Raw genomic sequence first — 13,191 nt, 5'->3', positions numbered from 1 at the left:
TTATATTTCTTCCTTGCTGATTCAGCGTTTATTTCGTTTGTTGTATCAGCGACAAGTAGTATTATATAACTCTATTCAAGTTAACGTCAACACTTTTTTAAAACTTTTTTAAAAAAATAGGCTCATTTTTGCAAAATGCCGTCATATCAAGGAAAACCGCCCTGTTTTTAAGACGGTTTTTTTATTTTAAACGAAATATGTTTTAAAAAAAAGCACCCTTTGCACCAAAAAAACTAATGAAAACGAAGATTGATTTTTAGAATAGATGAAAAAGAAGCGGACATTTGCCCGCTCCTCCCTATTCAACTATTCCAAATTGCTTGCTGGACCAAAAAATTCAAAATGAATATTCGCCGCTGGCACATGCAATTCTTTTAAATGAGCGTTTATTAGTTTCATAAATGCAGTTGGTCCGCAGAAATAGAAATCCGCATCCTTACTTGGAACAATTGACTGCAGCCATTCAAGATCCATATAGCCTTCTTTATCAAATACCTTAGCCTCTATATCTTTTTCTGTTGGTGAAGAGTATGCAACATAACTTCTTATATTAGTATGCTTGTCAGTTAGCTGTTGCAATTCTTGTTTCATTGCATGAACAGAGCTGTTCAATGCACCGTGAACAAATACTACTTCTCGCTCTGGCTGCTCTTTGACAATTGTGTTAAGCATACTGATCATTGGGGTAATGCCGACACCGCCACTGATTAGTACAACTGGAGTTTCCTTTTGGTCAAGAACAAATTCCCCAGCTGGTGCACTTATTTCTAAGGCAGAACCTGCTTGGATCTCATTATGAAGGTAATTGGAAACTACCCCATGTTCTTCTCGCTTCACACTTATACGATAGTAAGACTTGCCTGACGCATCAGATAAGCTGTAGTGGCGAATATGTGAATATTCTTCTCCTTCTGGATGCACTCTTACTGTTAAGTATTGACCTGGTAGGAATGATGCAATTTCCTGTCCGTCTTCTGCTTCTAAATAGAAGGATGTTATTACATCACTTTCTGCTACTTTCTTTGTAACGACAAAGTTTCGGAAGCCTTCCCAGCCGCCTGTTTGTTCTTTTGCTTCTCTGTACATATCTTGTTCAATACCGATAAAGGCATCTGCAATAACACCATAAGCCTCTGCCCATGCACCGATAATCTCATCTGTTGCGGCATCGCCCAATACATCCTTGATAGCTTGTAATAACGTTTCCCCAACAATTGGATAATGTTCTGGCAATACACCTAGCGCTCTATGTTTTTGCGCAATTTGTTTAACAACCGGAATAATCGCACCTAACTTATCAATATGAACCGCTGCTGCATAAACAGCGTTAGCGAGAGCCGTTTGCTGCTTACCCTCTCTTTGATTAGCATGATTAAAGATATTCAACAGTTCTGGATGATTAGTAAATAGTGTTTTGTAAAAGCGAGTTGTTATCTCTGTTCCATGCAATTCTAATACAGGCACAGTACTCTTAATAATTTCAATTGTTTTTTCATTTAACATGATTATTTCCCCCATCATTTAAACATGTATTTGTTCTACATGTTTCCATTATACTTAACTTAATTACAAAAGATATATTTTGAATACATCTTTCATAAATTTGTCACAATTACACATTAAGCGGTTAGGTGCTATAATAAAGAGAGCTTCAATGGAGGTTTTCTAATGAGATTAACAAATTATACGGATTATTCTTTACGCGTGTTAGTATATTTAGGATTAAAAAAGGACGGTCAATTAAGTACTATTCAAGAAATTGCCGATACATATAATATTTCTAAGAACCATCTAATGAAAATCATTCATCACTTAGGAAAACTTGGCTATATTGAAACAATCAGAGGGCGAAATGGCGGATTAAAACTCGCTATGAAACCTAATGAGATCAATATCGGGAAAGTAGTAACAGCAACAGAAGAAGATTTCCATATTGTCAACTGCTTCACTGAAGGAAGAAATTACTGCATCCTAACCCCTTCCTGTAAGCTAAAGCATGCTCTAAATGAGGCGCTTCAGGCATTCTTGTCCGTTCTTAACAGCTATACGCTAGAAGATTTCCTTCATAATGATGACGAACTTAATGCCTTAATTGGAGATCCATTTTCTAATAAATAAATGAGTACAAAAAAACCTCAAACTACTGCGTTTGAGGTTTACCTCTTTATCCTTACGTCTTCATTGTTTATACTGCTTTTGAAGACACTGCATGCTTTTATTAAATCTTTTCATTGTCTCTTACATCACAACTCTCAAACTGTTCCTTCCATCTTTCTATTAAGCTGACTCTTTTACATGTTATAAGTGATAACAATTGCATACATAAGTAAAAGCCCTTGCTTGAATCATCATTATTCATGATTATTTTTTCCAATAGAAACATACCCCTCAATCGTTGGTTAATTATATACATATATCTCCATATAAATCATTTTAGCACTTTAAATGGGACATCGAACCAAAGAATAAGAAAAACGATAACGATTATAGATATTATATATGCTCGACCTGGTTTTTGCTGATGCAATGCAATGACAGAGAACATAATAAGATCAAACAAAAAGGAATATCCAAATTGCCAGCTGTTTTGGTACGATATTCTTCCTGTCAAAAATAGTATCCACTCTATCACTATATAGATTACAGACCAGACTACTATGTAAATTATGCGCTTTACCCACCCTTCAGGGAAATGGGACAAGAAGAGAAAGATACTAATCGGCATGGTTATAAGTGCATAAATAACGACAATCATCTCGTGGCTGTATAAAAAATCGGGATGAAACTTCCAAAGTGTATTTTCATTCACGATATACTCATAAAGCAGACCACCTGTAGATATAAAAAACATACTGGCATGATATTTTCGCCAGTTTTTCCAATCTCCCCATTTAAGAGAGGCTATAATAGTCAGAAGTGTGATGGCGACGTGCATCATACACAGCCCTTTCAGGTAATAATATAAACAGCAAATCCCTTTAGTACAAATGACCGAGGTCCTTTGCATCTATTCTTTCCATACTAAGAAAAGATGATGTAAAAAATGCTTGGAATTTGTCTTAATAACCTTCCTTTTGTGAAAAAAGGCGGAATTTATGGTAGTATTAATTGTGCTAAATAAAAAAGTGTAGAAAGAAACGAGGAAAAAGAAATGAGTGTGATCACGAAAAAAAAGCCCAATAATGTTAAGTTTTTATCGCGGATTTTATTAGTAATTATTGGCGGGTTCATTACAGCTTATGGACTTGAAGCAGTATTAATTCCAAACAATGTTTCCGACGGTGGAGTTACCGGGATCAGCATTGTTATATCCCAACTGACAGATTTACCGCTAGGCATTTTGATTGCTATTTTAAATTTACCATTTGTATTTTTAGGATATAAGCAAATAGGTAAGAGTTTTGCGATATTTTCCATAATCGGCATCGCCTCACTGGCTGCAGGTACAGTGCTTATGCACCATATCAATACGATTATTCATGGAGATACATTGCTTGTTACTGTAGTCGGCGGAATCATCATCGGTTTTGGTATGGGTCTTGCTTTGCGTAACGGTGGAGCACTTGATGGAATTGATATGCTTGCAGTATTACTGTCACGAAAATTGCCTTTTGGTACGAGCGACCTTATTTTATTTCTTAATGTTTTTGTATTTGCTATTGTATCAATCGTATTCGGTCTACAAGGAGCAATCCTCTCTGGTATCGCCTACTTTATCGCCTCTAAAGTAATCCATATCGTCGAAGAAGGTTTAAGCGGATCTAAAACCTTTAAAATCATTACAAATGAACCAGAATTGATGGTAGAGACTATCCGTGACAGACTAGGAAGAAGTGCTACATACAGTCTAGTACAGGGAGCCTATTCTAGTGAAAGATTTAAAGAAATCACTTGTGTCATCAATAGACTGGAAGAAAGCAAAATGAAAGAAATCATCTATGAAATTGACAGTGGCGCCTTCGTTACAGTTTATGATGTAGCAGAAGTTAAAGGCGGTAACTTCAAAAAGAAAGATATCCATTAAACAACATAGGCGAGAAAGAAAAATATTCTTTCTCGCCTTTTTTCTATTTACTAATAAAAGGACAAGCCTCACTCACGAAGAGTGAGGCTTGTCCTTTTACTTAAGACAGACAGTAATAAACCTAGTATTTGCCTAGACCAGAATCTGGCGTTTGAATAATTACAGGGTTTTTGTCTGGATTCAGCCATTTTAACACTGTCGTTACATTAGCTTTAGAAGTGGCTGTGCAGCCGGCTGTATAGCCATACTTGCCTGCAACATGGAAGAAAATCGCGCTTCCTTTTCCTGCAACAGGGTTTTTCGTATTATAATTGATAACAAATCCTAAATCATATTCAGGAATATTCATCTTTTCGGCACTTTTCCAGCGTCCATTGTTTTTAGAAGCCTTTTGCCAAGTATTGTATAAGGAGGAGGCTGGATCATCTACCCAAACATCATCACTTGTAATTTTGCGATACGGCAATTTCGTACCTGGATTAGCTCCTCTCCCAAAGGCTGTCCCAATTGTATATTTCCCTGTCGGTGAAGCTTGAGAGCCTTCTGACATTTTGTCAGTCATTCCATTTTTGCCAAGCACGCCTGTCATCGATTGAACTTGTTTCCATTTGCCATTAGTCTTCTCAAATGTACGTATTGTCGCTGTTTTAGAAGAAGCATTCGATGATGTCACTAATATCAACTGTTGGGCCTTACCAAGTGTCTTCATATTATTTATAGTATCCTCAATGGAAGAACTTGATGAAACACTAGATGATGTTGCTGCTTTTACATATGTACCGCTGACATAGCCTGTTTTCCCTTTAAAGTCAATTTTATACCAGCCATTTGATTCCTTCTTCTGAACTGTAAGCTTTGTTCCCTTTTTTACAGAGCCAATCACTTTATACTTCGTGCTCGAGCCGCTTCTTACATTCAAAGTGTCTGCGGTTACCGTATAAGTTGTAGTACTTGCTGAAGCCGCTTTCACATATGTGCCGCTCACATAACCTGTTTTTCCTTTAAAGGTTATCTTATACCAGCCGTTCGATTCCTTCTTTTGTACAGACAGCTTACTACCTTTTTTTACTGAACCAATCACTTTATGCTTTGTACTCGAACCACTTCTTACATTCAGTGTATCAGCTGTTACTGTATATGTTACAGAACTGGCAGCTTTTGCAGAGGGCATTCCTAAAATCCCTTGACCTGCAACAAGACTTGCACTTAGCACAAAGCAGGTTACTACCATATAAATATACTTTTTCATCCTATCACTCCCTTTCTACACAACCACCATATTGTAGCAGTTTTTTGCTGATTACTAGTTTCCATCACATAAAAATCACCAAAATGTAATGGTTGACATACATTTAACAGGGTTCAGCTATAGAACCCTGTTACTACTAAAATATATACCCCTATAACCGTTACACTCAATCCTGTTAAAAAGGCAATGCCAGTACTTTTCTTTTTTCTTGTATTAAACCACACAGTTGCTGCGGCAATCACAGTGAAGAGAATTCCGAAAATAATCGATGCAGACGGTGTTGTAGGCTGTATCCAATCATACCAATGCAAAAAATTCATGTCATCACTCCTTGAATAGAGATAATTTAACCAATCCGTTTAAAATTCACCATTAAAGTAACTGATTCTCCTTCTGGTCTTACTCTAATTTATACCGTATGTAGTGATGGCTAATTAATGTTATTTATATTATCTATTTTTGTAGGAAAATTAGGAAGGAATCAGTTTGCCAATTGATATTCGACGTGTCTTATTAGTTTATGACCAGTTTTGTTTTCATTTTACTTAAATTTAAGGTTCTTGAAATCCATACAAACCAACAAAGGTTAGGCTTAGACTTATCAAGATCATAATGGTGCTAAAAGTGAACAATATGAATCTGTATTTGTTCCTCTCTGCAGGAAATGCAAACAATACTCCTAGAAAATTATAAAGGTTTAGTATGTACATAAATGACATTCCCTTTGTTCCAAAAGATAATGTTTCAGCAATTTCTCCATCCTGAGAAAATGATACAATCATAAGAAATCCTAACAGTGTGGATATTATTGATAAGATTGAAAAGAAGATTCTCATATCTCTCCTCCAAAGTTACAATTACTGTCTGCTTTAATTCATTTTATTACAGAACCTTCCATTTTAAATAAAATTAATTGGAAATAAAAGGTGCTTTTTGTATATATTTCGAATCTTCAATTTGGTTAATTATAAAAGTAGCGATATCTCCATTTGTTATTTTTATTCCTGGTAAATCTGTTAGATTTTCTTTTATGTATCCTATATCCTCCTGATCAGTGATGAATGGCAGCCTAATTAGAGTCCATTTTTCAATCTGTTCATTACTGTTAAGAAAATCCCATTCTTTTTTCTTATCTATCATCATATCAGAGTAAAAATTTTCAAACAGCTTTGCACCAAGTCTATTTATAAGACTTTTTTTATCGTTAGAAATAGTTAAGGAACCTCCAGTAACACCTATATAACGTTCAATTTGTAATTCTGCCATTATCTCAATAATTGTCTTCGTAACACTGCTATAAATCGGTTTCTCTTTGAGGGGTTGCCCAAAAGTATTAATTACTATTTGACAATCCTTTAGCAGCTTTTGAATATCTTCTCTATTCTGGACAGCCCCTTCTACTATTTCTATCCTATCGTCATTTAAAGATAACTTTTTGGGAGTTCTAACAAGCATTCGAACTTGATAGCCGTTTTCTAACGCTTTAACAGCAATTCGACGTCCAACCTTTCCTGATCCTCCAATAATAGCAATCTTATTTAGATTATCCATCATCCACCTCAAGTAAAATAGTCACTATACCATTTATTCAGAGTTTGCCACGCCCTCATTTTTTTACTACCACTGAATTCCTTCCATTCCCAAGGTCAAATAGGGTCATAACAATACTAATTATTCCAACAATGGTTCCTAAACCACCAATAATGCTTATTAAAATACTGGGAATCACTAAACCTACGATAACTACCCCTAAAAAGGTCAGTACTATAAACGCTTGATAAACTGCAGAAATAATATTTAAAGCAACATGATTAAAAAAAGCTAAAATCAATGGTGGTAATAACAGAACTATAAGTGTACCAAGGGACGTTAAAAAATTTTGCGGTTCATCAAATGAAACAGTATTAGGGCCTGTCGGATTTTTAGCAGCTAGGAATAAAGTAATGACTGCCAATATCATAATCACTAACATCATAGAAAGTCTTTTTACCATAATTGATACTCCTTTTTGGTTAATCAGGATACTCTTTTATTAAACCGTTACAAAAGCGATCTATTCTCTATACGAACGGAAAATAAAAAAGTTCCATAATTATACATAAAAAGAAACTTTTCCAATTTATCATCGTCTAATGTTTCAAGATTGACACAATGTATTTGCTATTTTAATAACATAAAGCCCCCACTAAACATAAAGGAGAGAAATTGTTGAAGAAAAAGAGATTTTTGATTGGATTTTTAAGTCTCCTCATTATTTTTTCTGGTATATATGCATACATTTCAAGCATTTCTATTTCTGGTAAATCTGACAACGGTATGTGGAAATATACATACAAGAAAAACCTTGATGAAAGTGCGCCAAGCGGTTGGCAAGGTAAAATAAAGCAATTAAATAACGAAAAAGTTAATGTGTCCAAATTAGAATATATGGATAATGGTGAAATAATAGCTGAGCAGGATGAGTTTAGTTATGGAAGAGCTGAAGATGGTTCTGTAACAACCGCAAACCCATTCTTTACTGACTTTCTATTAGGAGATGAACTAGTTGAGGGACATGTATACAAATTAATTATTACTTATGAGAAAGATGGAAAATCTCATAAAGATACTATCAAAATCAAATAATATAAATGCAATTATTAATAGCAAGAGAAAGATAAAATGGGTTGCCTGATATTCAGACAACCCATTTTATTACTGATTCAATTCAACTGTTTCATTAACATCTGTAGATTTAGAGCTTTGCCCTGTCATCCGTTTATAGAAAAAGGCCATCTTCTTCGTGAAATTACCTGTTTCCCAATATTCAGCCGCTTCTGCTTTCACCTTTATTAAGACAACGCTAGGATCATCATAAGAAGTTTGCATAATTTGCTCGTATGCTTTGCTCCATAATTCCTTTTTCTTATTTAAATCCTCTACGATTTCCGCTCTTCCGCGAACAGAAACATAGGATTTACCTGCATAAGCAACATTAACGTCTTGATCATGTAAGATTTCTTCATATTTATCCGTCTCTTTTTTCGTGAAGAACCACAAATCACCATCAAACTCTACTTCTTGTGTTTTCATAGGACGAGACACAAGCCCTTCTTCTGTTACCGTCGTTAGCATGGCTGTGTCTATGTCTTTAATTAACTCTCTTAATGTTTCCAACTCTTCTTGTTTTATCATGTTAGACATCTCCATCACCTCATTTAAGTTTATAGAGGTATATTACCCTTTTCCAAAACTTTTAATCAGGGAGGACTGCTTAATAATGATTAGTTGAATTATTTAATAATATCTCTGCGAAATGCTTCCTTAAATCAAGCATTATACAAAGTTTTTTAATACGAAAATCTAAACCTTATTTTATATGTGACGAACTATTTCCTCACAATAATCCAAATAGACTTTACTTATCAGTGTATCCTTTGGAGCTAAGATGGCACTTACATAGATTAAAAATTCTGAATCATGCAAGTATGGATTTAACATAGAATGCTTGACTCCTAATATCGTTTTTACTGTTAATTGCGTTTCCGGTAACCATTCTTTGTATGTCTTCACTGTATCCTTAGAATCCACATTCTCATCATTTTCAGCTAATATCAAATATACTGGGGAGTTAATTTTCTTAATATCTTCTGTCCCATCTGCTGAAATATTCTTTTGCACAAATGTGTATCTATCTTCGGATAAGCTGTTGTCATTCGTTTTTTGCATGTATTCTTTATAGGAAGCGCCTGATTCAATAAGATTAGACGCTTGTTCATCCTTGTCTAGTTCACTCTGTATTTCTTCATCCGTTTTGCCAGCTCTTTTCATTTCCATGGTCGTAAAATACTCTCCTTGTCTAAGCCAATTGATGGCAGGACCCACTAAAATAGCTGCTGTAATATCGGTGCGATTTTGCTGTACTTTTGGAACTACCCAGCCAGCTTGGCTAGCTCCCCAGAGGATGATTTTCTCTGTATTCATAGATTTCTGCTGCTTTGCCCATTCGATTACTTCTTCTACTTCCTTCGCTCGATCGTCCATTGTTTGATCTAACCAATTCCCTGCTGAATCTCCTATTCCTGGTTTATTCCAAGATACAGATGCATAGCCTTGTTTTGCAAACCGTTCCATTAAAGGCTTATAACCTCCATCCTGTGTTGCGTTTTGCGGTCCATCTCCATGAACAAATATAACAATTCCTTCATTCTTCTCTTTAGGCATGGCAAGAAAGCCTTCTAAATTTCCTTGCTTTGTTTTAATGTTCACCTCTTTCTCCAGCATAGCGTAGTCATTTTCATAAAGGAAACCAGCGATTGTCATTATTATCAATACAATGCTAATAAGTAATTTAAACCTCGTTTTCATTATTTTTTATCCCTTTCCACTCCATGAAATTCCACCTCTCTATTCCATACTGCCTTCCTATTAAACTTGTTCCTTTTTTCTTTATCTGGAATCCTAGTCTTTCATAAAGTCTACTAGCAGCAGCGTTAGTTGCAGAAACATATAATGTTACATACTGATCACCCTTCACCAAGTTTTTAACCAATTTAATAAGCTGTGTACCAATTCCTTTTCCTCGGTTACATTTAGTTACGGCTATAAAGTCAATGTGAATTTCTTTAGCTTTGCTTCTATGATCGAACGCTACAAGGAAAATACATGTTTTAAAAAATGCTTGTAAATTTAACTGTATAAACAACCGACCCAATAATTTTAGTCCCTTCCACTTTTTTGGTTTAATAAATAAAATTCCTTCTATTTTCTTATCTCTTACTATGAGCAAATTATCTCGGTGATTCTGTAAAATATGCTCTGCTAGACAACGCAAAACAAAACTCCGCTCGACTTCTGGCAAGTTTAGTGCTTGAAATTCTTCCTGAAATCCTTCCAATAATAGAACCGCTATCTCTTCTATATCCTTTCTAGAACTAGCAATTCCTCGCTTCATTTCGCCTTAACCTCTAAACTATATACCATCTCTTTGATATAAAATGCTGATAAATTCGCTTCCTCTAGTATCAATAAATCATGTTCAAATTTGGCATTTATCAGATCGAGATTCTTGTAAAAACACTCTATCTCTTCTAAAAGTTGGTCTTCTAGTTCTACACATATTTTCTTACAATAGTAGGTTCCTGCACGAAAAGCATAATCTGCTTCTTCCAAACTCGTTCTATACATTAATTTGACATTACTTCCATTCTCTAATATTGCATAAGAGACATCTTCTACAATATTTCTATTGCCATTTTTCCATTTAGCTAGCTTTTTCAAATTTAGGTTGTATGCTTCATCTACAAATTCATCCTCAAAGCAGGCAAAATATCTGTCTTCTTTATTCTCTTCGACCAGCTTGTATGTTTCAGTTTGTTTAAGCTCGAGAATGGTTTGTACATTCCCCTTTAACTTAGTAAGACGTGTAATTTTATTCTCGAAATGTACTAGTACACTAGATAATACTTCTGTATAATCTGTTTTCTTCTCCACAATGTTTTTTATTTCTTTTAACGAAAAACCTAATTGCTTTAGCAGCAAAATATGTGACATCGCATACACTTCCGCTTCTCCATACATATGATAGCCATTTACATCAATAAATGCGGGCTGTATTATTTGTTGTTCCTCATAATGCCTTACCACGTATTTCGTTATATTCAGTAATTTAGCTAATTCTCCACTTGTTAAGTGCTGCATGCTTATTCCTCCAATCATATTTACAGCATAAACCGTGTGGTTACCACACAGTCAATCATTTTCCATTTACTTTTTACAAGCCATAAAGAAATATCAGCCTAATGATTGCTTTATAACACCATTGGCTAACATAAAAAAAGACACACCCATAATTTCTATGGGTAAGCGCCCGATTTTAGTTCATTCTATTAAGTGACGAAGAAGTAAGCATCTTAAAATACCCAACCAGCGTTGTGACAAGACCAATTCCAAAAAGTATACTGCCAGCAGTCAAAAAATTATTTATGTAGCCTTTCATTACTAAATGGTATGTAGGAGTGTCTGCCCCTCCTTGTTTAATAAGCCAATTTTCAGCAGTGAATGTACCAAATTTAATACTGAAAAATAGTAGAATAAATCCAATAGCAGTTAGTAAAATCCCTAAAGCAACGAAACCTTTCCATTTATCTTTTGCCATATTATCTTCACTTCTTTCTCTATACTTCCATTTATAGTATTAATTAATATTATCTGGTAATTATATATACGTTTTGCTATCTTAAAAGTTTCAAATTAACCAGTAAATAGAAATTACAATGCTTCCATGCTCACTTTCTGACAAATAAGCGACCGTTACCTTATATCGTGTATTTCCCCCTCGTCTAACTTATTAATATTGTCCTCTTTTATTAGACTAAATAAAGAAAAAATGATAATGCAGAGTGAAAATGCAAACAGACCGTTTTTTTTTCTTGGTTCTGTCGATTCTTTTACAGCTAATTCAGAATAACTTTATTAAAGAGTCTTTTTTTACTACCAAACATATTCCCTTATTACATACAGTTATCTGTAAAAAATAACTCAGACCTTGATGAGGATAATAAAAATAAATATGCCCACGAAATGGTTTAATCCATCCAACAAACAAAGAATAACATAGTGAAGCAGCCTATAGATGTTGTCATATTTATTCAAGTAATAAAGAAGAGATATTTCATGAAATAAAATAACAGTCCTTTATGAATGGACTGTTATTTTGGCAATTATTCTTCAAAGATTACACGCAAGCTGTCTTCTTTTTGATAAGAAGGCTGGTTTGTAATAAAAATCAACTCTTGTGCATCGTGTCCAGGGATTAAAATGATAGGTTCTTGGCTTATATTTGTAGAAGCAAACTTACTTTTATAATGAACACATGAGCCTTGTGTTATCATCCACATATTATTATCTTGAGCCAATTGAAACCATTCTGAAAATGCTGTTTGTAATGCTTCATAGTTCGGAATGGTCACAGAGTATGCTGGTATCTCCGCATGGTAGGATTCACCATTGGACATTGTATGCACTTTTCTTCCTGTATTTTGATAATATATTTCTAATTTATCTCTCTTTGCTAATACCGATGTTATTCCATCATCATACCCTTCAAAGTGAATATAAAAAGGATACTTAAAGCAGGTAATTGCTGCCTTCTGCATCAGATTTATCGTATCTTCCACATAGTCAACATTATCTCCTGATATATGAAATTGCTCAAATTCCCCATCCACGATTACCCAATCTTGTTCCTTTTCAATACTCTGGATAATTTCTATTTCCATAGGTTATCTCCCCTTGGTGTAGATTTGAAAAACAATAAATGAACAGGCAGGTTTCTCTCGTTAATAAAACCGTTTAAAGTCTTTATCTAAACACGCCCTCTTCAACTTTTTAGTCCTCCATAAATAATTTATATCCGAGATGTTATCATAGGAAAGTTGAATATAATAATAGTTAATATACTCTAAGACTGCAAAGAGATATATGAACAGCGCAATACTTACCCCCCCAACAGGTAAGTTCGATTTCCACAAATACAAATCAGTTACGAACGCTATAAAAGGAGCAAAAATTAGAAAACCATTAAGCTTCTTTAAAAACTTAAACTTTTGGATACTATTAATAGTTGTATTAGGAGTATATTGTTTTTTTAATTGCTTTAGTTTAAGATGCCAATATATTGTTCCCTGTAATAATAAAAACTCTAGCAGGAAAAATGAAATCCAAAATGACCCTAACGAATATAAGTGTAAATTAGGATATACGTAATTTAATAGGTAACTTAAAAAAAGGAAAACTATAAGGGAAGTTAATTCCCCAGAAAATAAATATTTCAATCTTTTTTCTAAAGTTTTCTTCATAATATCTCCCTATAAAATTTTTTACCAATCGTAATTGTTGATATTTTCTTAGTAACGCCTCCCTTTCCACTGACTTATTT

The 13,191-nt window shown here is 34.4% G+C and carries 17 protein-coding genes; 3 read left to right on the top strand and 14 right to left on the bottom strand.

The window, feature by feature from the left end:
• Positions 1–306 precede the first annotated feature (306 nt).
• A complete protein-coding gene (gene hmpA / locus ACLIJJ_RS18005; RefSeq protein ID WP_411411425.1) occupies positions 307–1,503 on the bottom strand; it encodes an NO-inducible flavohemoprotein in 1,197 nt (398 codons plus the stop codon).
• A gap of 165 nt (positions 1,504–1,668) precedes the next feature.
• Between hmpA and ACLIJJ_RS18000 the strand changes: the two genes are divergently transcribed.
• The gene (locus ACLIJJ_RS18000) at positions 1,669–2,118 is read left to right on the top strand and encodes an RrF2 family transcriptional regulator (RefSeq protein WP_233314943.1); all 450 of its coding nucleotides are present in this window, start codon (positions 1,669–1,671) and stop codon (positions 2,116–2,118) included.
• A 100-nt stretch (positions 2,119–2,218) separates the two neighbouring features.
• On the opposite strand, the gene ACLIJJ_RS17995 is transcribed toward ACLIJJ_RS18000, so the two are convergent.
• Both ACLIJJ_RS17995 and ACLIJJ_RS17990 read right to left on the bottom strand, forming a co-directional pair.
• Positions 2,219–2,374 (bottom strand): hypothetical protein, encoded by a 156-nt coding sequence (locus tag ACLIJJ_RS17995; RefSeq protein ID WP_233314942.1) that lies wholly within the window; start codon positions 2,372–2,374, stop codon positions 2,219–2,221.
• 54 nt (positions 2,375–2,428) lie between these two features.
• A complete protein-coding gene (locus ACLIJJ_RS17990; RefSeq protein ID WP_411411437.1) occupies positions 2,429–2,935 on the bottom strand; it encodes a CBO0543 family protein in 507 nt (168 codons plus the stop codon).
• Positions 2,936–3,151: 216 nt separating this feature from the next.
• On the opposite strand from ACLIJJ_RS17990, the gene ACLIJJ_RS17985 reads away from it, so the two are divergent.
• Positions 3,152–4,024 (top strand): YitT family protein, encoded by an 873-nt coding sequence (locus ACLIJJ_RS17985; protein ID WP_233315622.1) that lies wholly within the window; start codon positions 3,152–3,154, stop codon positions 4,022–4,024.
• Between the two features lie 121 nt (positions 4,025–4,145).
• Here the strand turns inward: ACLIJJ_RS17985 and ACLIJJ_RS17980 are convergent, their stop codons facing one another.
• The 4 genes from ACLIJJ_RS17980 to ACLIJJ_RS17965 form a co-directional block, all read right to left on the bottom strand.
• The gene (locus tag ACLIJJ_RS17980; RefSeq protein ID WP_233314940.1) at positions 4,146–5,273 is read right to left on the bottom strand and encodes an SH3 domain-containing protein; all 1,128 of its coding nucleotides are present in this window, start codon (positions 5,271–5,273) and stop codon (positions 4,146–4,148) included.
• 113 nt (positions 5,274–5,386) lie between these two features.
• The gene (locus tag ACLIJJ_RS17975) at positions 5,387–5,593 is read right to left on the bottom strand and encodes a hypothetical protein (protein WP_233314939.1); all 207 of its coding nucleotides are present in this window, start codon (positions 5,591–5,593) and stop codon (positions 5,387–5,389) included.
• 589 nt (positions 5,594–6,182) lie between these two features.
• Positions 6,183–6,827, bottom strand: a complete 645-nt coding sequence (locus ACLIJJ_RS17970) for an NAD(P)-dependent oxidoreductase (protein ID WP_411411424.1) — start codon at positions 6,825–6,827, stop codon at positions 6,183–6,185.
• 52 nt (positions 6,828–6,879) lie between these two features.
• Positions 6,880–7,266, bottom strand: a complete 387-nt coding sequence (locus tag ACLIJJ_RS17965; protein WP_233314938.1) for a hypothetical protein — start codon at positions 7,264–7,266, stop codon at positions 6,880–6,882.
• Between the two features lie 215 nt (positions 7,267–7,481).
• Here ACLIJJ_RS17965 and ACLIJJ_RS17960 point away from each other — a divergent pair, with 215 nt between their 5' ends.
• Positions 7,482–7,898: a hypothetical protein gene (locus ACLIJJ_RS17960; RefSeq protein ID WP_411411423.1), complete on the top strand. Its 417-nt coding sequence runs from the start codon at positions 7,482–7,484 to the stop codon at positions 7,896–7,898.
• Positions 7,899–7,967: 69 nt separating this feature from the next.
• Here the strand turns inward: ACLIJJ_RS17960 and ACLIJJ_RS17955 are convergent, their stop codons facing one another.
• The 7 genes from ACLIJJ_RS17955 to ACLIJJ_RS17925 form a co-directional block, all read right to left on the bottom strand.
• Positions 7,968–8,456: a pyridoxamine 5'-phosphate oxidase family protein gene (locus ACLIJJ_RS17955; RefSeq protein WP_233314936.1), complete on the bottom strand. Its 489-nt coding sequence runs from the start codon at positions 8,454–8,456 to the stop codon at positions 7,968–7,970.
• A 171-nt stretch (positions 8,457–8,627) separates the two neighbouring features.
• Positions 8,628–9,620 (bottom strand): alpha/beta hydrolase family protein, encoded by a 993-nt coding sequence (locus ACLIJJ_RS17950; protein WP_411411422.1) that lies wholly within the window; start codon positions 9,618–9,620, stop codon positions 8,628–8,630.
• Positions 9,604–10,206 (bottom strand): GNAT family N-acetyltransferase, encoded by a 603-nt coding sequence (locus tag ACLIJJ_RS17945; protein ID WP_411229663.1) that lies wholly within the window; start codon positions 10,204–10,206, stop codon positions 9,604–9,606. The genes ACLIJJ_RS17950 and ACLIJJ_RS17945 overlap by 17 nt, the downstream gene beginning before the upstream one ends.
• Positions 10,203–10,952, bottom strand: coding sequence for a MerR family transcriptional regulator (locus tag ACLIJJ_RS17940; RefSeq protein WP_411411421.1), 750 nt, complete (start codon positions 10,950–10,952; stop codon positions 10,203–10,205). Before ACLIJJ_RS17940 ends, ACLIJJ_RS17945 begins: the two co-directional genes overlap by 4 nt.
• 175 nt (positions 10,953–11,127) lie before the next feature.
• Entirely contained in the window at positions 11,128–11,409 is a 282-nt protein-coding gene (locus ACLIJJ_RS17935) for a hypothetical protein (protein ID WP_233314932.1), read from the bottom strand.
• Between the two features lie 565 nt (positions 11,410–11,974).
• Positions 11,975–12,532: a hypothetical protein gene (locus tag ACLIJJ_RS17930; RefSeq protein ID WP_411411420.1), complete on the bottom strand. Its 558-nt coding sequence runs from the start codon at positions 12,530–12,532 to the stop codon at positions 11,975–11,977.
• A 60-nt stretch (positions 12,533–12,592) separates the two neighbouring features.
• Positions 12,593–13,111: a general stress protein gene (locus tag ACLIJJ_RS17925; RefSeq protein ID WP_233314930.1), complete on the bottom strand. Its 519-nt coding sequence runs from the start codon at positions 13,109–13,111 to the stop codon at positions 12,593–12,595.
• Positions 13,112–13,191 lie beyond the last annotated feature (80 nt).

This window comes from Niallia laureatilytica, from assembly GCF_046613985.1.
In the GTDB taxonomy this organism is placed as follows: Bacteria; Bacillota; Bacilli; order Bacillales; family Cytobacillaceae; genus Niallia.
This window is presented reverse-complemented; position numbering and strand designations above follow the sequence as displayed.